Annotated in this window: 26 protein-coding genes and 1 tRNA gene; 19 read left to right on the top strand and 8 right to left on the bottom strand. The window is 56.4% G+C overall.

The features are described 5' to 3' along the window. The first annotated feature begins 21 nt into the window (after positions 1-21). The 4 genes from ribB to ACR3EJ_RS10560 are packed head-to-tail and all read left to right on the top strand — an operon-like array spanning position 22 to position 2541. Positions 22-1143, top strand: coding sequence for a 3,4-dihydroxy-2-butanone-4-phosphate synthase (gene ribB / locus ACR3EJ_RS10545; RefSeq protein WP_170540775.1), 1122 nt, complete (start codon positions 22-24; stop codon positions 1141-1143). Positions 1144-1145: 2 nt separating this feature from the next. After that, positions 1146-1697, top strand: a complete 552-nt coding sequence (locus ACR3EJ_RS10550) for a 6,7-dimethyl-8-ribityllumazine synthase (protein ID WP_170540772.1) — start codon at positions 1146-1148, stop codon at positions 1695-1697. Then, on the top strand, positions 1694-2176 hold the full coding sequence (gene nusB / locus ACR3EJ_RS10555) for a transcription antitermination factor NusB (RefSeq protein WP_170472382.1): 483 nt from the start codon (positions 1694-1696) through the stop codon (positions 2174-2176). Before ACR3EJ_RS10550 ends, nusB begins: the two co-directional genes overlap by 4 nt. A gap of 59 nt (positions 2177-2235) precedes the next feature. Beyond that, a complete protein-coding gene (locus ACR3EJ_RS10560; RefSeq protein WP_170540768.1) occupies positions 2236-2541 on the top strand; it encodes a hypothetical protein in 306 nt (101 codons plus the stop codon). A 216-nt stretch (positions 2542-2757) separates the two neighbouring features. Here ACR3EJ_RS10560 and ACR3EJ_RS10565 read toward each other — a convergent pair whose 3' ends face one another. Both ACR3EJ_RS10565 and ACR3EJ_RS10570 read right to left on the bottom strand, forming a co-directional pair. Then, entirely contained in the window at positions 2758-3183 is a 426-nt protein-coding gene (locus ACR3EJ_RS10565; RefSeq protein ID WP_170540765.1) for an SRPBCC family protein, read from the bottom strand. Then, on the bottom strand, positions 3180-3500 hold the full coding sequence (locus ACR3EJ_RS10570) for a metalloregulator ArsR/SmtB family transcription factor (RefSeq protein ID WP_170540762.1): 321 nt from the start codon (positions 3498-3500) through the stop codon (positions 3180-3182). The genes ACR3EJ_RS10565 and ACR3EJ_RS10570 overlap by 4 nt, the downstream gene beginning before the upstream one ends. 102 nt (positions 3501-3602) lie before the next feature. On the opposite strand from ACR3EJ_RS10570, the gene ACR3EJ_RS10575 reads away from it, so the two are divergent. Continuing rightward, positions 3603-4034, top strand: coding sequence for an MmcB family DNA repair protein (locus ACR3EJ_RS10575; RefSeq protein ID WP_029621999.1), 432 nt, complete (start codon positions 3603-3605; stop codon positions 4032-4034). Here ACR3EJ_RS10575 and ACR3EJ_RS10580 read toward each other — a convergent pair. Beyond that, positions 4031-4219, bottom strand: coding sequence for a DUF6324 family protein (locus ACR3EJ_RS10580; RefSeq protein WP_170540760.1), 189 nt, complete (start codon positions 4217-4219; stop codon positions 4031-4033). The genes ACR3EJ_RS10575 and ACR3EJ_RS10580 overlap by 4 nt on opposite strands. Positions 4220-4297: 78 nt before the next feature. On the opposite strand from ACR3EJ_RS10580, the gene ACR3EJ_RS10585 reads away from it, so the two are divergent. The 6 genes from ACR3EJ_RS10585 (at position 4298) to ACR3EJ_RS10610 (ending at position 8410) form a co-directional block, all read left to right on the top strand. Then, positions 4298-4780: a GNAT family N-acetyltransferase gene (locus ACR3EJ_RS10585; protein ID WP_170540757.1), complete on the top strand. Its 483-nt coding sequence runs from the start codon at positions 4298-4300 to the stop codon at positions 4778-4780. Between the two features lie 47 nt (positions 4781-4827). Further along, positions 4828-4904 (top strand) — tRNA-His (locus tag ACR3EJ_RS10590). An 89-nt stretch (positions 4905-4993) separates the two neighbouring features. Then, positions 4994-6013, top strand: coding sequence for a tRNA dihydrouridine(20/20a) synthase DusA (dusA, locus tag ACR3EJ_RS10595; RefSeq protein ID WP_170540753.1), 1020 nt, complete (start codon positions 4994-4996; stop codon positions 6011-6013). 28 nt (positions 6014-6041) lie between these two features. Then, positions 6042-6866 (top strand): sulfite exporter TauE/SafE family protein, encoded by an 825-nt coding sequence (locus tag ACR3EJ_RS10600; protein ID WP_170472371.1) that lies wholly within the window; start codon positions 6042-6044, stop codon positions 6864-6866. After that, a complete protein-coding gene (locus ACR3EJ_RS10605) occupies positions 6860-7645 on the top strand; it encodes a hypothetical protein (RefSeq protein ID WP_170540750.1) in 786 nt (261 codons plus the stop codon). Before ACR3EJ_RS10600 ends, ACR3EJ_RS10605 begins: the two co-directional genes overlap by 7 nt. Before the next feature lie 36 nt (positions 7646-7681). Next, a complete protein-coding gene (locus ACR3EJ_RS10610; RefSeq protein ID WP_170540747.1) occupies positions 7682-8410 on the top strand; it encodes a SpoIIAA family protein in 729 nt (242 codons plus the stop codon). A 499-nt stretch (positions 8411-8909) separates the two neighbouring features. Here ACR3EJ_RS10610 and ACR3EJ_RS10615 read toward each other — a convergent pair whose 3' ends face one another. Genes ACR3EJ_RS10615 through ccmI form a run of 3 tightly spaced genes read right to left on the bottom strand, consistent with a single transcriptional unit; the run spans position 8910 to position 10851 of the window. Next, on the bottom strand, positions 8910-9143 hold the full coding sequence (locus ACR3EJ_RS10615; RefSeq protein WP_170540744.1) for a DUF1289 domain-containing protein: 234 nt from the start codon (positions 9141-9143) through the stop codon (positions 8910-8912). A 17-nt stretch (positions 9144-9160) separates the two neighbouring features. Then, positions 9161-9625, bottom strand: coding sequence for a Holliday junction resolvase RuvX (gene ruvX / locus ACR3EJ_RS10620; protein WP_170540741.1), 465 nt, complete (start codon positions 9623-9625; stop codon positions 9161-9163). Continuing rightward, positions 9622-10851 (bottom strand): c-type cytochrome biogenesis protein CcmI, encoded by a 1230-nt coding sequence (gene ccmI, locus ACR3EJ_RS10625; RefSeq protein WP_170540738.1) that lies wholly within the window; start codon positions 10849-10851, stop codon positions 9622-9624. Before ccmI ends, ruvX begins: the two co-directional genes overlap by 4 nt. A gap of 177 nt (positions 10852-11028) precedes the next feature. Between ccmI and ACR3EJ_RS10630 the strand changes: the two genes are divergently transcribed. From ACR3EJ_RS10630 to ACR3EJ_RS10645, 4 genes are all read left to right on the top strand, one after another. Then, a complete protein-coding gene (locus tag ACR3EJ_RS10630; protein WP_170540735.1) occupies positions 11029-12273 on the top strand; it encodes a sarcosine oxidase subunit beta family protein in 1245 nt (414 codons plus the stop codon). Positions 12274-12349: 76 nt separating this feature from the next. Further along, positions 12350-12679 (top strand): sarcosine oxidase subunit delta, encoded by a 330-nt coding sequence (locus ACR3EJ_RS10635; protein ID WP_170540732.1) that lies wholly within the window; start codon positions 12350-12352, stop codon positions 12677-12679. Positions 12680-12722: 43 nt separating this feature from the next. Further along, a complete protein-coding gene (locus ACR3EJ_RS10640; protein WP_170540729.1) occupies positions 12723-15737 on the top strand; it encodes a sarcosine oxidase subunit alpha family protein in 3015 nt (1004 codons plus the stop codon). Next, complete coding sequence (locus ACR3EJ_RS10645) at positions 15730-16296, top strand: sarcosine oxidase subunit gamma family protein (protein WP_170540726.1); 567 nt, start codon at positions 15730-15732, stop codon at positions 16294-16296. The genes ACR3EJ_RS10640 and ACR3EJ_RS10645 overlap by 8 nt, the downstream gene beginning before the upstream one ends. 110 nt (positions 16297-16406) lie before the next feature. On the opposite strand, the gene ACR3EJ_RS10650 is transcribed toward ACR3EJ_RS10645, so the two are convergent. Continuing rightward, positions 16407-17174, bottom strand: coding sequence for an FkbM family methyltransferase (locus ACR3EJ_RS10650; protein ID WP_170540723.1), 768 nt, complete (start codon positions 17172-17174; stop codon positions 16407-16409). Between the two features lie 101 nt (positions 17175-17275). Between ACR3EJ_RS10650 and ACR3EJ_RS10655 the strand changes: the two genes are divergently transcribed. The 3 genes from ACR3EJ_RS10655 (at position 17276) to ACR3EJ_RS10665 (ending at position 19766) form a co-directional block, all read left to right on the top strand. Further along, positions 17276-17875 (top strand): superoxide dismutase, encoded by a 600-nt coding sequence (locus ACR3EJ_RS10655; protein ID WP_170540720.1) that lies wholly within the window; start codon positions 17276-17278, stop codon positions 17873-17875. Positions 17876-18148: 273 nt separating this feature from the next. Beyond that, positions 18149-18979, top strand: coding sequence for an alpha/beta fold hydrolase (locus ACR3EJ_RS10660; protein ID WP_260026371.1), 831 nt, complete (start codon positions 18149-18151; stop codon positions 18977-18979). A gap of 334 nt (positions 18980-19313) precedes the next feature. Beyond that, positions 19314-19766: a host attachment family protein gene (locus ACR3EJ_RS10665; protein WP_170472335.1), complete on the top strand. Its 453-nt coding sequence runs from the start codon at positions 19314-19316 to the stop codon at positions 19764-19766. Positions 19767-19812: 46 nt separating this feature from the next. Here ACR3EJ_RS10665 and ACR3EJ_RS10670 read toward each other — a convergent pair whose 3' ends face one another. Continuing rightward, complete coding sequence (locus ACR3EJ_RS10670) at positions 19813-20364, bottom strand: LOG family protein (protein ID WP_170540714.1); 552 nt, start codon at positions 20362-20364, stop codon at positions 19813-19815. A gap of 126 nt (positions 20365-20490) precedes the next feature. Between ACR3EJ_RS10670 and ACR3EJ_RS10675 the strand changes: the two genes are divergently transcribed. Continuing rightward, entirely contained in the window at positions 20491-21852 is a 1362-nt protein-coding gene (locus tag ACR3EJ_RS10675) for a LysM peptidoglycan-binding domain-containing protein (RefSeq protein WP_170540711.1), read from the top strand. Positions 21853-21874: the final 22 nt, after the last annotated feature.

Consider the following 21874-nt stretch of genomic DNA (forward strand, 5'->3'; position numbering starts at 1 on the left):
TGCCATGCGAAAGGCTGCCCCATGAGCTTTGAAACCCCCGGACCGGTTGAGGCCCAGTTGCGCGAGGCGATCAGCCCGATCGAGGACATCATCGAAGAGGCCCGCAAAGGCCGGATGTACATTCTTGTCGATCACGAAGATCGCGAGAATGAGGGCGACCTCGTAATTGCTGCAGAATTTGCCGACGCGAATGCCATCAACTTCATGGCCACCCATGGGCGCGGGCTGATTTGTCTGCCCATGACAGCAGAACGGATTGATCATCTTGGGCTGCCGATGATGGCCGTTAACAATTCATCACGTCACGAGACGGCGTTCACCGTTTCGATTGAGGCGCGCGAGGGAGTTTCCACTGGTATTTCCGCCGCTGACCGCGCGCTGACCGTCGCGACCGCGATCAACGAGCAAAACACGATGGCACATATTGCGACACCGGGCCATGTGTTCCCGTTGCGTGCCAAGCGCGGTGGGGTGCTTGTGCGCGCGGGTCATACCGAGGCGGCAGTGGATATCTCGCGTCTGGCCGGGTTGAAGCCAGCGGGAGTGATCTGTGAGATCATGAACCCCGACGGCACCATGGCGCGCCTGCCTGATCTGGTAGAGTTCGCCAAAGAGCATGACATGAAGATTGGGACAATCAGCGACCTTATCAGCTATCGCTCGCGTAATGATAATTTGGTCGTCGAAACCTCGCGTGAGACGGTGACCTCGGAATACGGTGGCGAATGGGAGATGCGGATTTTTACCGATCAGACCCATGGCATCGAACATGTTGTCATGATCAAGGGTGATATCACCACGCCCGAGCCGGTGCTGACCCGGACCCATGCTTTGCATGAAGCGCCCGATATTCTGGGGCTCGGCCCGAAATCCTCGCGCGAGCTGCCTCGCGCGATGGAGAAGATAGCCGTAGAGGGGCGGGGAGTGGTTTGCCTGTTCCGCCAGCCCCGCAATTCTCTCTATGCTGCCGAAGATGAAGGTCCACGGACTATCAAGCAAACCGGCCTGGGTGCGCAGATTCTATCCAAGATGGGTGTTCAGGAACTGGTGTTGCTGACTGATTCACCCGAAACTGTATATCTGGGGCTCGACGCCTTTGGGCTGTCCATTGTCGGAACTCGCTCGATCCTCAAGGAAGACTGAAAATGGCTGAACAAGACAAACATGGTATCCTGCCGACGCCGACATTCGATAAACCGGTGAAGTTGCTAATTGTGGCGGCTCCGTTCTATCGCGCGATTGCCGACAACCTGATTGCAGGTGCCAAAGCCGAGATCGAGGCGGCTGGCGGTACCTGCGAGGTTGTCGAAGTTCCCGGCGCGTTGGAAATTCCGACTGCTATCGCCATGGCCGACCGTCAGTGCAATTTTGACGGCTATGTCGCGCTGGGCTGTGTCATTCGCGGCGAGACCACGCATTATGAAACAGTCTGCAACGACTCGAGCCGTGCTATCCAGCTGATGGGCCTGCAGGGCCTGTGCATCGGCAATGGCATTCTGACGGTCGAGAATGACGATCAGGCCGAAGTTCGCGCAAACCCTGAAAAGATGAATAAAGGCGGCGGAGCCGCCGCTGCGGCCTTGCATCTGATCGCGCTCAGCCGTAAGTGGGGCTCTTCCCAAAAGGGCGTGGGCTTCAAGCCGTCGTCCGAGTCCATCCTTGTGGCGGGCGACAGCAACGGATCCACAACCGCATGACCAAGACAGACGCGCCGAAACCGGCCAACCAGAAACGCCTAATGAAATCCGCCGCACGCCTCTATGCCGTGCAGGCGTTATTCCAGATGGAGCAATCGGGTCAGACGACTGAGGTAGTTGTAACCGAGTTTCTGGATCACCGTTTTGGCGCCGTCTACGAAGGCGAAGAAATGCTGGATGGCGATATCAGCGTCTTCCGCAAACTGGTGGATGACGCCGTGAACTATCAGGCCCCCATCGACCAGATGACCGACCGCGCGCTAGTGGCGAAATGGCCCATCGCGCGCATTGATCCGACCCTGCGCGCCCTGTTTCGAGCCGCTGGAGCGGAGCTGACCCAAAGCAACACACCGCCCAAAGTCGTCATCACTGAATTTGTCGACGTGGCACGTGCATTCTTCCCCGAAGGGAAAGAACCCAAATTCGTCAACGCTGTGCTGGATCACATGGCGCGCGAGGCTCAGCCCGAGGCGTTCTGACGCCTTTACCCGGACCAGATTCGCGCTAGCCTGAAAGGCAGAGCGCAAGGAGGTTCACCATGCCCAAACTGGTCCGACTGTATATCACTCAAGTTGCATGGGGCTTTGCCATCTCGGCTGTTTTTGTCGGGGTGCTTCTGGCGATGAACGTTGCCAACCTGCGCCACCTGATTACAGGGTCAGAGATCGGACTGATCGCATTGGTGATGATCTGGTTTATGAACGGGATCGTATTTGCAGGGGTTCAGTTCGCCTACAAGATCATGAGCATGGCAGAAAAACCCCAGGGGCCGCGCGGCGGATCAGCTGTTGCCCACAATTTCCGACCTGCAGTCGTCAAACAGGAAGTGCGATCAGATCATTGATCTGAAAAGGGAAAATGTGGCGGGACCACCAGTCAACCGTGGGGCTTTGATTCCCGAGGACCTGTGTATACAGGTGGGCGCCAGGTAATCAGGCCAGGACCTGAACAGAGCCAGCTCCCTCGGAATTGCTTAAGGCCACCGGAATGCTGCCGTGCACGAGAAGGGCAGAACCCGCCAAGCGCTTAAGTAGGGCGTGAAGCGGGTTCGCACAAGGGGTTATGCATCAACAGTTTCGTGCAGTGCTGTGCGCATCTTACCGAAATGTTCGTCCCAGCCGTTGTCCAGTGCAAGGATCAGGCCAAAGGCGTCGACCCCTTGTGGTAGCCCTTCGTGCAACAAGCCAAGGCGTGTACCGCCCGGGACCGGTTCCAAGATCCATTTGACCACGCTCACGGCGTTACCCATCGGTTTGACGGTGAATGTGTATTCCAGGTATTCCGGGCGGCGCGCCTCACGCACTTCACCCCAGATCAGAAGTTCACCGCTGGTCGTCCCGAACATCTCGAGCTTAGTGCCTGCTGCCAAAGGTTGTTCGGGTTTGTGGAACCATTCTGCCAGACGGTCAGGTTCGGTTAGGTAAGCCCAAACAGTTTCGGGCTCGGCCCGCAAGAATATGGTCTTTTGCAATACGGCATTGGTCACTTTTTATTCCTCTCTATCGCTTCTTTTAAGTTCGAAAGGCGGTCGTCCCAGAACCGATCAAAATAGCTGAGCCAGTCCAGAACAGGGGCCAACCCCTTGGGTTCAAGCCGATTAATGCGTTCACGGCCCTTTGCTTCGACCGTAATCAGACCTCCATCTGACAGAACAGTCAGGTGTTTTTTGACCGCCGCCCGTGTCATGTCGAAGCGTTCGGTGAGTTGTGCGATCGTCATGTCCTTGGCGGCCAACATCTGCACAATGTCCCGACGGGTAGGGTCAGCAAGCGCCCGGAAGGCGTTTTGAATCTTCGGGTCCATGGCACACTCCATATGATACCATTAGGTACCATATTAATGAGATACCAAATGGTACCATGTCAAGAGCTTGATTTTTGTTCGCTAATTGTTCACATTTTAGGTATGACACTCGATCTACAACCTGGACAAAAACTGGCACGCGGTGTTTCGCGACATTTGCTAACCCATGGCTATGTTTCAATTGAGGAATTTGTACCGGCACGGGGTCTGCGCGTCGATGTGATGGGCTTGGGCCCAAAGGGCGAGCTGTGGGTGATCGAGTGCAAATCCAGTCGGGCTGACTATCAGTCAGACTCTAAGTGGCAGGGCTATCTGGAATGGTGTGATCGATTCTTTTGGGCGGTAGATACTGACTTTCCGACCGATTTGCTGCCTGAAGACACAGGGTTGATTATTGCAGACGCATATGATGCCGAGATCATCCGAATGAGCCCGGAAAGCAAAGTGGCTCCGGCGCGAAGAAAGAAGATGATCCAGAAATTTGCTGTAGACGCAGCCCGCAGGCTGCATACGCTGCGTGATCCGCGACTTTAACTGCTGACTGCCCGCGCTGCCTGAGCAGCGGCGCGGATTTCCTCGGCGATTTCTTCGGCCTCTTCCGGGTCAAAATCCATCGGAATCTCAATATCGGAACCTTCAATAAACAGACGCACCATACCCTGATCGGTGGGGCCGATCTGCAGGTTCGCTTCGATTTCGCGTTCGGTGTTGATGCCCATTTGTGCCTCCGGGAATTCAGCCTTGGTGCTAGCGTGCAACGGGTTGAGAATCAAGCGGGCTATAGGGTCAGATAGGGAATGGATGACATCAACCTTAGGCCCTTTCGTCCAGATGACACCGCGTGGCTGGTGGAACGTCACGGTGCGCTGTATGCCCGCGATGAGGGGTTCGACGAGACTTTCGCCCCTCTGGTGGCGCGAATTCTTGAGGATTTTATTGCCAATAGTAACTCGGAACGCGAATGCGGTTGGATTGCCGAGCGCGCAGGTGAGCGACTTGGAAGTATATTCTGTGTCACGCAGGACGATCACACTGCCAAGCTGCGCTTGTTTTTGCTGGTGCCCGAAGCTCGCGGGCTGGGGCTTGGCAAGCGTCTTTTGACCACCTGCATGGGCTTTGCGCGTAGCGCGGGATATCGTGAAATGGCGCTTTGGACTCATGAAAGCCACGCTGCGGCCTGCGGGCTTTACCGCTCGTTTGGATGGCAGCTTACAGACAGCAAGCCGGTACATTCTTTTGGGGTCGATCTGGTGGAACAAAGCTGGCGAATTCGGCTTTAATCCCCTTGCAATCCTCGCACGCCTTCGCTAAATCGCCCCTCACGAGTGCCGCCTTAGCTCAGTTGGTTAGAGCGCTGGATTGTGGATCCAGAGGTCCCCTGTTCAAGCCAGGGAGGCGGTACCATTTCCCCGGACTTGCATCGATTGCCGAATAAGGTCTCGGGGGTGATCCGGCGCTTGCCATAAACCGCATTCTAGAGGTGTAGTTGAGACATGCCGGACGCTAAGTTTTCAGAAACCCGCATTGCCGCCCGCCTTTCTGTCGCCCCTATGATGGACTGGACGGATCGTCACTGTCGGTATCTGCATCGCCTGCTGAGTTCGCGAACGCTGTTGTACACCGAAATGGTGACGGCACCCGCTTTGGTTCGGGGCGGGGCGTTGCATTTGCTTGAATACAGCCCCCAGGAACATCCAATCGCGCTTCAGCTGGGTGGGTCCGATCCAAGCGAGTTGGCACTGGCTGCCAAGTTGGGGGCCGAGGCTGGGTATGATGAGATCAATTTGAATTGTGGCTGCCCGTCCGACCGTGTGCAATCGGGCACGTTTGGCGCCGTTTTGATGCGCGAACCTGCGCGTGTTGCGGAATGTGTTGCGGCAATGCGTGAGGTCGTGGAGGCTGAAGTAACTGTAAAGTGCCGGATAGGGGTTGATGAGCAAGACCCTCAAAAAGTGCTGCCCGTTTTCCTTGAGCAAATCAAAGCGGCGGGATGTGAGCGTGTCACAATCCACGCTCGAAAGGCATGGCTGCAAGGGCTAAGCCCCAAGGAAAATAGAGATATCCCTCCGCTTGACTACGAACTGGTTCATCAGATGAAGGCAGATTTTCCTGACCTTCACATTTCGATCAACGGCGGAATTACATCGCTGGCACAAGCGCAGGAGCAACTGGACGCAGGGCTTGATGGCGTCATGATCGGGCGCGCGGCCTATCATCAGCCAACGGATATTCTGGCCGGAGCAGATCCGCTGATTTTTAGAATCGGCCAGATTGCAGATCCGATGGACGTGGTTCAAAAAATGTTGCCCTATATCGAAGCCCATCTTGCCGGTGGTGGGCGATTGCACCAGATCACACGTCATATGCTGGGTCTGTTCGCAGGACGTCCGGGTGCGCGGGGGTGGCGGCGGATGCTATCTGAGGGCGCAGTGCGCGAAAATGCAGGGCCTGAAGTGATCCTGCAGGCTCTGGATTCGATTGTGTCGAATGCATCGGTAGAGCAGGCGGTTTGACACGGCCCTTGGCTGATTTGGAGGGATGATGCCGGATACGATGTTGCTGGCCCAGATGCTGGGGCTATTGCTTGTAATTGGCGCCTTCGCAGGGGTTTTGGCCGGGTTGTTGGGCGTTGGGGGCGGTATCGTGCTTGTGCCTGCTTTCTTCTATGCGTTTCAAACACTTGGATATGGCGGCCCACAGTTGATGCAATTGTGTCTGGCAACTTCGCTGGCGACTATAATAGTGACTTCCGTCCGTTCGGTGCTGAGCCACAACAAAAAAGGTGCGGTTGATTGGGATATTTTGCGCAGTTGGGGTCCGGGCATTGCGGCTGGTGCGGTTATCGGCGTCCTGGTGGCTTCGGCGCTGAGAACAGAGTTGTTGCAGGCGCTATTCGGTATTCTTGGCATGGTCATCGGAGCCTATCTGGGATTGGGTAAATCCGAATGGAGGCTGGGGGACGCGATGCCCAAAGGTTTGCGCCGTGCCGCCTTGTCCCCCTCGGTCGGATTTCTATCGGTTTTAATGGGGATCGGCGGGGGCAGCTTTGGTGTCCCACTCATGAGCCTATACAACACTCCGATCCATCGCGCAGTTGCGACCGCCGCTGGATTTGGCGTGATCATCGCAGTGCCATCGGTGCTGGGCTTTCTGTTTCTTAACATCGCACCTGAGCATCGCCCGCCTCTGACCATTGGAGCGGTCAATCTTGTGGCTTTCAGTATCGTTGTGGCCATGACCATGATCACTGCGCCATGGGGCGTAAAGCTTGCTCATGCGATGGACCCGAAACCGCTTAGACGCGTATTTGCGGTGTTCCTTACGCTCGTGGCGTTGAATATGCTGCGCAAGGCACTGGGATGGTAGACGCCTTTTACAACCGCGGTTGGGTCAGGTTTTCTCATGATGCAGCACTCGCCCAATGGGTGGCGCAGGTTTTGCCTGCGGCCCGCAAGGCGATCGACGATCCGCTACATTCTATCTGGCATGATTGCGAGGGGACTTGGTTCATCGGTGTGGACGCGCTGGAAAACGACGCGCAGGGCAGGGTGGAAGGGTCGCCTGCGTTGTCCGGCACGGCAATAGAATTTGCGTATCGACAATTCGGGGTGATCGACCTGCATAAGGCGCAGGTATCGGTCATTTATCCTGGGTATCCTCAGCCCCGCCGGGGTGAAAGTGAAGCCGCCGCACGATATCGCGCCAATCGCGATGCTGCGCATGTGGATGGATTGAAGCCATCGGGACCAGACCGGCGACGGCACGTGGATGAACCGCATGCCTGGATATTGGGCATTCCGCTGACAGAAGCGTCATGTGATGCCTCACCGATGGTGGTTTGGGATGGTAGCCATAAAATACTTGGTGCAGCGTTCCGCAACGCGCTGAAAGATGTCTCTTCGGGCGAATTGGCCAACACTGATATCACGGATACCTATCAGGCTGCCCGACTGGAGGTGTTTCAAAACTGTCGGCGGATTGAACTGCCTGCACGGCCGGGTGAGGCCTATCTGTTGCATCGTCACTGTCTGCATGGTGTTGCCCCATGGGGCGCTGATGCGAATGCCGGGCCTGATGGACGGATGATCGCCTATTTCCGTCCCGAGTTACCGGGCGGTGTGGCACAATGGCTGGAAACTCCGTAACCTCCTGCCATTATTTGGCTTTGGAGGATGATTTAGATGATTACAGTTCATACAAACTCTGATGGTGCGCTGATCGAAGTGGAGCTTTCAGGCGAGGTGACAAGCGCGGATTACGCCGCCACATTGGTGCCCGCAATCGAGGCGGCGCTTGAGGATCACGATTCGGTTCGCCTGCTGGCGATCGCAACGCCCGAGTTCAAAGGATACGACCTCGGCGCGGCATGGTCCGATACCAAGCTGGGGCTCAGTCATTGGCGTGGTTTTGATCGGATCGGGGTTGTCGCCGATCAAGGTTGGGTTCAGACAAGTATCCGATTGGCCGCCCCCATACTTCCGTGCCCTGTGCAGGTTTTTGGGATGGATGAAGTGGAAGAGGCGCGCCGCTGGATGCGTGAGTCTCTCGGGGCGATCCATGTGACCGATCTTGGTGGGTCGTGTGTTCAGATTAGTCTGATGGGCAAGCTTGATTCTGAAGAATACGGTCAGGCGCAATCCGACCTGGATGCAATGTTACGTGAACGCGACGGATTTCGTCTCCTGATCGATCTGCGCGAATTTGATGGCTGGCAAGGGCTTACTGCGATGGCGGCGCATTTTCGGTTGGCCGCTGGTCATATCGGTATGTTGGACCGTGCAGCGATTGTTGGCGATAAGAGCTGGCAAAAGATGGCGCAACGCATGGCCAGTCACGTATTGGGGACCCGGACACAGTATTTTCCTGCAGAAGAGTTCGAAAATGCGAAAACCTGGCTTGCGGCAGGGTAAGCTTGCTCAAGTAATAGCTATTGGAAACAATGCCTTGACCGGCGCCAAATTGATCTTTTCCAAGGTGACGTTACGGAATGCAGGCTATCGAGTACGTTTTTATTGACTGGCTGGTCAAAAAATTAAAGTGTGCGTTTTATCTTTCCCACGTTGCGAGGGAAGGGTGAAAACTGTTTCGCGCCGCTGTGGGCTGCCACTCACTCGACCTTCGGTCTCCGGGCTCTTCTACCCCCTCAGAGTTCGGGTCTGAACCACAGCGGCGCGGCTATTTTTTTGATCTGGCCCTAAGATGAAACTCCGCTCAGTTTTGAACCGAATTTTGATTTGGGAAAGGTCGGATCGACCTCGAGTCAGCAGCGTCCCAGATGAAGCGCGCAAAAACTTGAAACAAGCGGCAAATCGGGCTGAATTGGTCGAATTGTTCAGCGCAGAATTACGAGACCGAAATATGCTCCAAGAATTGCCACCAACTCAGAACCCTAAACTCTGACATCTAGCTTTATGAATTGCCCAAACGTGCGGCACGCCCGCCACGACGCCTGGCCAGACGCGGTTTGCGTTCGGGAAGGTCTTGCATTATCTCGGCCCGTTCGCTGCTATCCATTTTGGACCATCGCGAGATCTCGTCAATTGTACGATAGCAACCAGTGCAGATACGCTCGGTCGGGTGAACGACGCAGATCTGGATGCAAGGGCTTTCGACCTCGTTCCGTTTCCAAACCATATTCGTCATTGGCGATATCCGATCCGTCAAAGAAAGCGCAGTCTGTCAAGCGCCCCTTGCAGGATATAGCCGGCGGCGACGTGATCGATAACCTGTCCGCGACGTTTTCGTGTCGTATCCGCCTCCAACAGTGCTTTTTCTGCCGCAACCGTGCTAAGCCGTTCGTCCCAAAACCCGATGGGCAGCTCGGTTAAACGTGCCAGATTACGGGCAAATGCACGCGTGGACTGACATCTTGGTCCCTCGCTGCCGTCCATGTTGCGGGGCAGCCCCAAGACAATACCCCCGATCTCACGGTCAGTGACAATTTCGATCAGACGCGCGGAATCTAGCGTGAATTTCTTGCGACGAACAGTTTCAAGCGGAGTCGCAACGCCACGCATTCGGTCGGACACCGCAACCCCAATGGTTTTCTCGCCCAGATCCAGACCCATGAGGGCTGACATCGGTGAAAGGGCGGCGGCGAATTCCTCGAAGGCGTCGTGGATCATTGTGCGATACCAGCCTGAACTGATGCAGCGTCGATCATTTGCAACGCCTGATCGTTGCCCGCGAAAACTGCAACAGCCTCGTCACGAATTTTTATCGCCTGCGCCGCTTCGCCCAATACGCCTAAGGCTGCGATCAGTCGCGCCCATTCCTCGGGCGATCCACCTTCGCTGGCCAGCCGTTCAGAAAGCCGATCCACCATTCCTCGTATCATGTCCTGACGTTCTTCGGGCGATAGCTCGGCGGCAGCGTCCATATCTTCCTGGCTGGGACCTGGTGCCGCTGGCGTTGCAGACAGATCCGGCGCGTTGAATACCCCTGCGCGAAACGCCAAATCGTCGATCTGGGCACGAATGGCGTCTGCCCAAGGCGCACCTGCAGGTGCGTCGCGCAATGTGTCCACCCAAACCCGATAGGCCATATCTGGTCGTCCGGTCTGCGCCAGCATTTGTCCCCAATAATATCGCGCAGGACCCAATCTTGGATTTCGCTCGAGCGCGTATCGCAATGCCTCCTCCGCTTCGGGAGAGACATAACCACCAGCGGCCAGAATCATCATCTCGGCCTGATCGGAATAAGCTTGTGCCGGTGCGCTTTCACCCGACAGCTCGATTACACGCGTCTGCGCCTCATAACCTGCTTTAAAGTTTCCGGCATTGGTCTCATGCTGCGCTAACAGAGTTTGCCCTTGCAGATCATCCGGTCGTACGGCCACTGTTTCGCGCAATCGTTTCAGAAGCTTTTCGTAACTTTCGTCCAGTGGCGGTGCTTGCACCGGCGTAGCCAATTCCTCGGCTTCTGCCTGGCCAGGCCGGTTCTCGCGCAGTTCTTCTGCCATTTCCAACCGCGCCGAAAGTGGCATATCTGGAAATCCGGCAGCGCCCAGTTGGCGATACATTGCCAGCGCTCCACAAATCAGTATCGCCGCCATGACGACGAAGGCTACGACGGTAACCGTTGGCGATGGTCCTGTACTTTCAGCCTCGCCGCGCATCTGCGCATCAGCAGCCAGGATTCGGCGCGAGATTTCCGTGCGCACGCGTTCGGCATCGGCTTTTGCGATTACCCCGCGCGCCAAGTCTCGATCAACGCTTGTTAGCTGTTCGCGATAGACCCGCAGGTCATAGGCGGCGGTAGGGCCAGTGCCGCGACGACCGCGCAGCATGGTGTAACCCAAAAAAACGGCGATGAGCAGTGCAATCAGGAAGATGAGAACCCAAAACGACATGGTCCCTCCAAAATGGTTGCCCTGACTTAGACCTGTCTGCGCATGGAAAAAAGGGACAAATGGCCGCTAGGGGCGGTCATGTCGCAATAGTGCATTATTGCGACGTTGTGCGGCAGGGCTAATATGTCAATGCACGGCATATCTGCGCCAATCATCGAAGACCGAACGGATTCGCTCATGAAACACTACTCAGCCTTTGCTGTGGCGCGCGAAGCGCTGCGCTACCATACCGGGTGGGAACGCGCCTGGCGTTCTCCTGAACCGAAAAAGCGCTATGACGCTATCATCGTCGGTGCAGGTGGGCATGGTCTGGCAACTGCTTACTATCTCGGGAAGAACTACGGCATTCAGAATGTTGCAGTGATCGAGAAGGGCTGGCTGGGCGGTGGCAACACGGGTCGGAACACGACCATTATCCGTTCGAACTATCTGCAGGACCCTTCGGCGGCGATCTACGAAAAGGCGCGCGGCTTGTACGAGGATCTTAGCCAGGAGTTGAACTACAACATCATGTTCAGCCCGCGCGGCGTGATCATGCTGGCGCAGACTCAGCACGAGATTCGCGGCTATCAGCGCACCGCGCATGCGAATGCGCTGCAGGGTGTTCAGACCGAGTGGATTGGACCCGAGCGCGTGAAAGAGCTGGTGCCGATCATCAATCTGGAAGGCCCGCGCTATCCGGTTCTGGGCGGGCTCTGGCAGGAGCGTGGCGGCACCGCGCGCCATGATGCCGTGGCGTGGGGCTATGCACGTGCATGTTCCGCAATGGGTATGGACATCATCCAGCAGTGCGAAGTTACGGGAGTGCGCCAGGAAAATGGCCGCGTTGTCGGTGTCGACACCACCAAGTGTGCCATTGATTGTGACAAACTGGGCATCGTAGTTGCGGGCCATTCTGGCCAGTTGGCCGAGATGGCGGGATTCCGTCTGCCGCTCGAGGCCGTTGCCCTGCAAGCGCTGGTGTCCGAGCCAATCAAACCCTGCATGGATGTGGTCGTCATGGCCAACACGGTGCATGGTTATATGTCTCAGTCCGACAAGGGCGAGATGGTGATCGGTGGCGGTACAGACGCCTACAACAACTTCACCCAACGCGGTTCGTTCCACCACATTGAGGAAACCGTCCGTGCGCTGGTCGAGACCTTTCCGATGATCTCCCGCCTCAAGATGCTGCGCCAGTGGGGCGGTATCGTGGACATGACTGGCGATCGGTCTCCAATCCTGTCGAAGACGCCGTTGCAGGGCTGCTTTATTAACGGTGGCTGGGGCACCGGAGGCTTCAAGGCGATCCCGGGATCCGGCTGGGGCATGGCACAGCTGATGGCGACCGGCCACTCATCGCTGACTGAAGCCTTCTCGCTCGACCGCTTCAAAGAGGGCCGCTTCATCGACGAAAGCGTCGCCGCCGGGGTGGCGCACTAGGGGTACAGCCCAAACGCGCCACTGATTAGAATTTTGGTCGGCCAAGTTGTCGACCAACCGCCAAAAGGATGAACATATGCTGATCCTAAATTGCCCCTATTGCGGCGTCGACGCCGAAGAAACTGAATTGGCTGCTGGTGGCGAGGCGCATCTGAAGCGCTTTGGCCCTGGTTCGTCTGATGACGAATTCCATGACTACCTGTTCATGCGTGAAAACCCCAAGGGTGTTCATTTCGAACGCTGGCGCCACGCCAACGGTTGCGGCAAGTGGTTCCACGCCGCCCGTTGCACTCAATCGCTCGAAGTGTTCGGCACATACACGGCCCAAACAACAGAGCCACCGCAAGAAATCAAGGACGCTATCACTGCAAAGCGACCTGGCTGGTCGTGGAGAGAGTACAAATGATCAGCTCTGCCAACTGTAATTCCGCCTGCGAAAGGTCTGTACTATGAGCACCCGTCTCGCAAAACAAGGCCGGCTGATCGACCGGTCGAAACCGGTCAACTTTTCCTTCAATGGCACCTCAATGCAGGGTTACGAAGGCGACACGCTTGCCTCTGCTCTGCTGGCCAATGACCAGATGATGATGGGCCGGTCGTTCAAATATCACCGTCCGCGCGGCGTCGTTGCCAGCGGTGCGGAAGAGCCTAACGCTCTGGTCGGGTTGGGGCAGGGCAGCCGCTTCGAACCGAACCAGCGCGCGACCACCACCGAACTGTTCAATGGTCTGACCTCGGTGTCGCAGAACCACTGGCCGAATCTTGAGTTCGACATTGGTGCAATCAACACGCATCTGTCGCGGTTCTTGCCGGCCGGTTTCTATTACAAGATGTTCATCCACCCGAAGCCGTTCTGGAAACATGTGTATGAACCATTCATTCGTCAGTCAGCGGGTCTGGGCAAAGCGCCGGATAAGGAAACCAAGGACGCGGATACCTACGAACACTTCTATGCTTTCACCGATGTTCTGGTGATTGGTGGTGGTATCGCAGGTCTGCAAGCGGCCAAAACGGCTGCGCAGTCGGGTGCCAAGGTGTTGCTGATCGAGCAGACCGCCCATTGGGGTGGTCGCGCCCCTGTTGATGGTGGAACTGTCGGCGGTGAGCCTGTGGATAAGTTCGTGGAACAATTAGTTTCCGAACTCGAAACAATGGACAATGTCACCATGCGCAACCGTTGCATGGGGGCAGGGGTCTATGATCATGGCTATGTGTTGGGATACGAACGCCTAACCGACCACAAGCCCGGCACCCAGGGGCCACGTCACCGTCTGTGGCGGATCCGCGCCAAACAGGTGCTTACGGCGACTGGGGCAATCGAAAGACCGCTTTCCTTCGCTGGGAATGACGTACCAGGTGTGATGCTGGCCGCAGCAATGCGCGACTATTTGGTAAACTGGGGTGTGGCACCGGGTGAGCGGGTCATCGTTGCGACGAACAATGACGATGCTTATCGGACGGCGATAATTCTGAAGCAGGCAGGTGTGGATGTTCTGCGCGTGGTCGATGCGCGCGATACCGCAGGTCCGTTGGCAGAAGAGGCGCGACAGCTGGGCATCCGTGTTGATCCGGGCAAGGCGATTGCAAAGGTCAAAGGCGGCAAGCGCGTGAAAAAGGTCGAGCTTTGCAACCAGAACGGCATCGGCGGCGCGCGCGAAGAGGTTGAGTGTGATGCGGTTGCGATGTCGGGCGGCTGGTCTCCGGTTGTTCACATGTGGTCGCATTGTGGTGGCAAGCTGATCTGGGATGAGGCCCAGGCCCATTTCCGTCCCGACCCGGCGCGTCCGCCTCTGGGTGCCGATGGCGATGGGTTCGTCGTTGCAGCTGGGGCGTCGAACGGACCACTGGCATTGGCCGAGGTGCTGACTGATGCACATGCGGCAGGTAAAGCAGCCGCGAAAGCAGCGGGCTTCAAACCCAAAAACACCAAGGCTCCTGTTGGTGAAACCACCGAAGAAGCTGCGATGGAAGCCGTCTGGCTCATGCCTGCCAACGCAGAGATTCAGCTGCGCATGAAGTCATGGCTGGACTTTCAGAATGACGTCAAAGTCTCTGATGTGCAGCTAGCAGCCCGCGAAGGCTACGAGAGTGTTGAACACACCAAGCGGTATACCACTCTGGGTATGGCGACGGATCAGGGTAAGCTGAGTAACATCAATGGCTTGGCGATCTTGGCTGATGCGCTTGAGTCCGAGATCCCGAAAGTGGGAACCACTACTTTCCGCCCGCCATATACGCCCATTTCGATGGGTGCGATTGGTGGCGAAGCGCGCGGTGACGTGTTCCAACCGATCCGGCAGACGCCGATGCACAATTGGCACGACAAAAATGGCGCTGATTGGGAACCAGTCGGTCATTGGCGTCGGACGTATGCTTATGTGCGTTCCGGTGAGTCCGTGCATGATGCGGTGAATCGCGAGGTCAAGAACACCCGCGAAAACCTCGGCCTGCTGGACGCCTCGACACTCGGCAAACTGATCGTCAAAGGCCCTGATGCGGGCAAGTTCCTGGACATGATGTACACCAACATGATGTCCACGCTGAAGGTCGGCAAATGTCGCTATGGTCTGATGTGTTCCGAGAATGGTTTCCTGATCGACGACGGCGTTGTTGCACGCATCGATGAGGACACATGGCTGTGCCACACCACCACCGGCGGGGCCGAACGTATCCACGGTCACATGGAAGAATGGCTGCAGACCGAGTGGTGGGACTGGAAAGTCTACGTCGCGAACGTGACCGAGCAGTATGCGCAGGTTGCTGTAGTTGGTCCCAACGCCCGCAAGGTGCTTGAAAAGCTCGATGGTATGGATCTGTCGAAAGAGGCGCTGCCGTTCATGGAATGGCGTGACGGTAAGATCGGCGCGTTCGACGCGCGGGCCTACCGCATATCGTTCTCTGGCGAGCTGTCCTATGAGATCGCGGTTCCCGCCTCTCAGGGGCAGGCGTTCTGGGACGCTCTGATCGAGGCTGGGCAGGAGTTCGGCGTGATGCCTTACGGCACCGAATGTCTGCACATCCTGCGGGCCGAGAAGGGCTTTATCATGATCGGCGACGAGACTGACGGCACCGTGATCCCGCAGGATCTGGGGCTGCACTGGGCGCTGTCGAAGAAGAAAGAGGACTACCTCGGCAAACGTGCCCATTCGCGGACCCATATGGCCGATCCCGAGCGCTGGAAACTGGTTGGTCTTGAGACTGTGGATGGATCGGTGTTGCCAGACGGTGCCTATGCGGTGGGCGAAGGCGTCAATGCCAATGGCCAGCGCAACATGATCGGGCGCGTAACCTCGACCTACTACTCGACCAATCTGGGCAAAGGCATCGCCATGGGCCTGATCAAACACGGCCCCGATCGTATGGGCGAAGTGGTCGAGTTCCCGGGCACCGATGGCAAAACTTACAAAGCCAAGATCGTGGACCCGATCTTCTATGACAAGGACGGGGAGAAGCAGAATGTCTGAACCCATCAGCGCACTGAACCACGCCTCTTATGATGGCATCGCCAAGGTTGAGGAATGCGGTCTGCAGGGCATGATCACACTACGCGGTGATTTGTCCGATAAGGTGCTGGCTAAGGCTGTAAAGGATGCCACCGGGCAGAAGGTGCCTGGCCAACGTGAAGCACTTGTCGACGGCGACACCGGTGTTTGTTGGATGTCCACCGACGAGTTGCTGGTGTTGGTGCCTTATGCTGAGGTCGAGGCCAAACTCGCCGCGATGACCAACGCGCTGAGCACCACGCACGCGCTGGCGGTCAACGTTTCAGATGCCCGGGCAGTGTTCCGGGTGTCGGGCTCCAATGCGCGTGAGGTTCTTGGCAAACTGGCCCCGGTCGAGCTGTCGGCTGAAGCATTCCAACCCGGCCAGATCCGCCGATCGCGTTTGGCGCAGGTGGCCGGTGCCTTCTGGATGGACGACGCCGAGACCTTCCGCATTGTCTGTTTCCGCTCGGCGGCGGACTATGTTTTCAAACTGTTCAAGATTGCAGCGCAGCCGGGCAGTGAGGTTGGGGTTTATTAATCCCTGATCGCCTGATGATATATGGGTTAGGGGGCTTTGCCCCCTCGACCTGCGGCCTCACCCCCAGGATACTTTAGGCTAGATGAAGTGCGGATCACCTTTTCTCAGCGTCAGGAGTTCGCGCTGAAAAGGAAGGTCGGGAACTGGGTGAGTGCCCGTTGGCTGGTGAGGGCTGATTTGCCGGTTTCGCCAGTAAGTGGGTCGTGGCAATGGGTATAGAAGGCCAGGTCTTCTGATAGTTTGTTCATGGCTGCGCCACGGTTATCTGCGCTAAGATAAGGTGCATGCGTTGAGAGCAACAGCGATGGGCTTTCTTTTTCCAGCCAGGGAAGCACAGAAGGCAGGACCGAAAATTCAGCGCCTTCAATATCCATTTTGACCAAAGAAACATTAGTCAGGTCTACGGATTCAGAAAATTGATCCCAACCGACAGTGAGTGCGTCAGTGCCATGGCTTCCGTCGTGGAGCAATGACGAGGTGGAATCACCTGCCTCTCCGTGCGCTGATGCCATTCGAGTCACCCCAAACCCATCAGACAAGGCGATGCTGAAGGCTGATACATTGCGGATGTTGTTCAACTCTAGATTCCAGACCAAGTGGCGGTAAGCCACCGGGTCAGGCTCAAAACACCATACATGGCGAGCGCGCCGCGCCGCATAGAGGACCGTGGGGCCGATCCACGCACCAATATCGAGATAATCCTGCGCGGGCGACAGGTATTGGTCCAGCACTGAAAATGTCTCAGGCTCCCATTCCCCGGCTGATGCCTTGCGCCAGAATTTCGAGTGGTAGGGGTCTAGACGAAAGCGCTCACCGTTCAGGTTGCCCGCATAGTATCCGCGGGCGCGATAGAACATTTTGCGCGCCTGTGTCAGCATCGCGGACCTCCGGGTTTTTGTGTCGCGGGCCTTGACCTGCGGCGGCTGTCAAAGCATTTAACCTTTGGAACCGCAACATTCATTTTCAACAGGGGGCCGACATGGCTTTTGAACTTCCTGATCTTCCTTATGCACATGACGCGCTGGCAGCCAAGGGTATGTCCGCGGAAACGCTGGAATATCACCACGACCTGCACCACAAGGCCTATGTCGACAACGGCAACAAGCTGATCGACGGCACCGAGTGGGACGGCAAGTCGCTGGAAGAGATCATCGTTGGCACCTACGACGCGAACGCCGTCGCGCAGAACGGTATTTTCAACAACATCAGCCAGCTGTGGAATCACAACCAGTTCTGGGAGATGATGGGCCCAGGCGGCAACGCCATGCCCGGCGAACTGGAGAAGGCTCTGACCGAAAGCTTCGGTTCGGTTGACGAATTCAAGTCGCAGTTCAGCGCTGCCGGTGCTGGTCAGTTCGGTTCGGGCTGGGCGTGGCTGGTCAAGAATTCCGACGGCTCGCTGGCTGTCACAAAGACCGAGAACGGCGTGAACCCGCTGTGCTTTGGTCAGACCGCACTGCTGGGTTGTGACGTATGGGAACATTCCTACTACATCGACTTCCGCAACAAGCGTCCGGCGTATCTGTCGAACTTCCTCGACAACTTGGTGAACTGGGAAAACGTCGCCTCGCGGATGTGATCGGTTAATCGGAGAGTGACCTTCTTATAGGCCTGCTTGCGAGAGTGAGTAGGCCTTTTTGTATTTTGTTTGATTATTCAGGACTGGCAAGAAGTCCGCTATTCTATTTAGTTTCAATGACCGATTAGAGCCCAAAGCTGAACCGAACTCAGGAGCGCCCCGGCACAATATTAGAAGCCGAATTTGCTAGGCTACATGGTATGATCTAGGCTTTGAAGAATGAGCCAAAACCTGATTGACGTTGATTTAGCCGGAATGCCAGCGCCACATCCGATGGATGTCAAGGGAACCGATTTCCCGCTTGTCGTAGCAGGGAACGGTGAACCGATACTTTTTGTGCATGGCGCATGGGCCGATCACCGCATCTGGAGTGGTCTTTGGAAACCTATATCCCGGCACGCGAAGTTTTTGGCCTACACTCAACGTCATTTTGGCAATTGGAACTGGCCTGATGAGAAGCCGTACGCGCGGCGTATCCACACGGAAGACCTGATCAACCTGCTGGAAGTCCTCGAGTACCCGGTGCATCTCGCCGGTTGGTCCTACGCAGGTGGTATTCTCTTGCGCGCCGCCGCAACCATTCCCAACAAAGTCCTCTCTTTGAACATCTTCGAACCTTCGTATGAGTGCGAGCCGCCAACAGAGAAAGGCCCGCTAAAGGAAGCGCGCGAGGTCGCGTGGAAGGGCTTGGAGCCCGCCTATGCTCTCGCCGAAAATGGCGATCTCAAAGCGGGCATGCGTACCGGCCTTGAAGCGGTCTACAGCATGCCATCCGGCGGTTTTTTTGACTTACATCCAGATTTCCAGAAGGTTCACTTAGAGAACTGCCATACAATGTTGCCGGATCTTCATGCTGAGCAGGCCAAGCCTTTGTCTGCAAAGGAGTTTGCTCAGATTTCGTGCCCAACATTGATTATGTTTGGAGAAAACTCGCTCGATCAGTATCGACTTATGGCCGAGCAAACGGGCGCGAGCATTGACACAGCAAAGTTGCAGATGGTGGACGGTGTCAGCCACGGCGCGCCTGTCACACGCCCGGACTTACTGGCAGAAGCAATAACACAATTCGTTTTGAACATTCCGACTGGCACGATCGGTGATTGAATAGTTCGACGGAGTTAATGTCCGCTTTGTCCGCAATGCAGACGTTGAATTCTCGCAAAATATGGCGCCAAAAGTGCTGATCGGCTGTCTCCGCTAATTTCATGACCCTTTCGCCGCGAGTTAGTTCGCCGGTAATTTCCCGCTCATAAATTCGAATTAATCTGAGCGCGTATTGTACTACACCTCCCAGTGCCTAGCTAAGACAGGCGGAGGGAGAGAACCGCCAAACAATTGAAAAACAAGGCTGTTGCGCGTGGGTGTCTACATTCGCGCGAAGCTGAAATCATGGCCGCTGGGCGAGGGATCGGCACCTTAACCTTTGAAGGAGACCATTATGGCAGCACTTGAGCAGGGAACATGGGTCATCATCGCAGACGGGGAGAAGGCTCTGGTGATGGAAAATATCACCGACGCGCAAGACCCCAATCTGGTTGTCGTTTCAGTTGAGGAACAAGACACCGTAACAGCAAAGCCGACGGATCGGGCTGGGCGCAGGTCTGATATCGGCCCCAACCAGAAATCCGCCGTGGAAGAGGACACATGGAGGGCTCACGCCAAGTCCTTGTTCGTGCAGGATGTGGCAAATCTACTGAATCGTAAGGGCCTGAAGGGTGCATACAAACGCCTGGTGTTAGTGGCCAGTCCGCATGTTTTGGGCCTGTTGCGTCGCAGATTGCACAGCAAAGTGCTCGCTAAGGTGGTAGCAGAAGTTGATAAGACGCTGACCAACCATCCGATGCACAAGGTTGAACAGATACTCAGGACTCGATTGGCCAAACCTGCCTGAAGAGAGGTGATCTGCGGGCGGTTCACACCGCCCGATTACCGTCTTTTTAATTCAGCAATCGACGAAGTTCGGACATCGCTGCCTCAGGCGTGGTGACCCAGGTAATAAACTCTGCCAGTGAAGCGTCGGCAAAGCCTTGACCAATAAGTTGCTCCAGCAATGTATGCAGTGCATCCCAGTAGCCATCTACATTCATCACCAGAATAGGTTTGTTATGCAGACCCAACTGCCGCCATGTCAGAGCTTCGAACAACTCGTCCAATGAACCAGGTCCGCCAGGCAAGACCACAACGGCATCGGCATTCATGATCATGACCTTCTTGCGTTCGTGCATCGTTTCGGTCACGACAAAGCGGGTTAGGTCAGTTTTACCAACTTCGCGTTGCAACAAGTGGACAGGGATCACTCCAAAAGTATCACCATCAGACGCTTGTGCTGCACGGGCTACTTCGCCCATCAGACCCACATCTCCGGCCCCATAGACTAGCCGCCAACCTTCTTTGGCCAGTAAAGTCCCAAAGCTTTGGGCGGCGGCGGAGTAGGCGGGATTCACTCCATTGCGTGACCCGCAATACACACAGACCGATTTCTGGGACATGGGTTGGACTCTCTGCTCTTGTGTTCGGGGTTTTGACCCGTGATAGCGGGATTGATAGGTTGGCTCAACCGCTCCTGGGAATGTGTGCCGAATTGGCCAAGTACCGGGCGGAGTGAAAGGATAAGAATGAACGCCAAATCGGGAAGCGGAGGTTCTGGTACCTTCATATGGGGTCTGGTCGCCGGGATCGTTGTGGTGCTCGTTGCGGGTGGACTATATCTGTCAGGTCTGTTTGACCGACCTCAGGAACTGGCCGAGCCAGAAGCAGTTGAAACATCCGAACCGGACGTAACAGCCAAGCAGGAAGCCGAGGAACCTGCAGATATCCAGCCGGATGAACAGACGACAGAAGCTAGTGAACCTGCGCCTGCTACGCCCGTCGAGAGCACCGAGCAAGCCGCTGTAATCGAAGAAGAGCGGGTGCAAGAGAGAGAAGAGCCGGAAACCCCGGTTCTGGCGGCGCCGGTGCTGGATCAGATTTTTGTCGAATCCGATGGAAACGGATTGTTGTCCGGTAGCGCCGAACCAGGGGCTGAGGTCAACGTTCTGCTCGACGGTGAAATTATTCATCGCTTTACTGTCGACGCAAGCGGCCAGTTCGCTGAATTCGTATCGATCCCATTTGCAGACGACGCTCGCGGGCTGGTTCTTGAAACCCGGAGTGGAGAAAGTACTAGCCGGTCAGATGACTATCTGATCGCGGCGCTGCCTGAACCGGTCCCTCCGGTCGAGTCAGACCCTTCTGCCGATGAGCCGGTCAAAGAAGTTGCTGAGGCGCAGACCGTGGTCACCGAATCAAACGATCAGCAAGCAACCGACGAAGCCGAGACCGAAGAAAATGAACCCGAGGTTGCTGGCACCGTTTCGCCGCCCGCAAACCAGGCTGCGCCCGCGACTGAAACACAGTCCGAAACAGTTGACGTGCCTGATCAACAAGTCGCGATCCTGCGCTCGGGCGAAGAAGGTGTTGAACTCGTGCAACCGCCCACCGTGCTGGACACACCGCCGGAACAGATCGCATTGGACACGATCGGGTATTCAGACGTTGGCGATGTGGAGTTGACAGGGCGCGCTCAGGACGGATCTGCAGTGCGCCTGTATCTGGACAACAAACTTGTTGCTGACCTTGAGCCTGCAACGGATGGACAGTGGCGTGGTGAGGTCGAGGGTATAGATCCAGGCGTTTACACCCTACGCGTGGATGAGGTTGCTCCAGATGGGACAGTTGTCAGTCGGCTAGAGACTCCGTTCAAACGCGAGCCCGTCGAGGCTCTGCGTGCAGCCGAAACAACCGAAGCGGGTGAAACCCCGGCGGGAACTCCTGCGATCCGCTCCGTCACGGTTCAAAAGGGCGATACACTTTGGGCGATTTCTCGGGACAGGTTCGGAGATGGTGTGTTGTACGTCAAGCTGTTTGAGGCCAACAAGGACTCGATCCGTGATCCTGACTTGATCTATCCAGGGCAGATTTTCACTATCCCTGAGTAAAAAAGACCACTGGCCCAACACC

The sequence above is a fragment of the Ruegeria sp. AB11 genome (genome assembly GCF_056536325.1).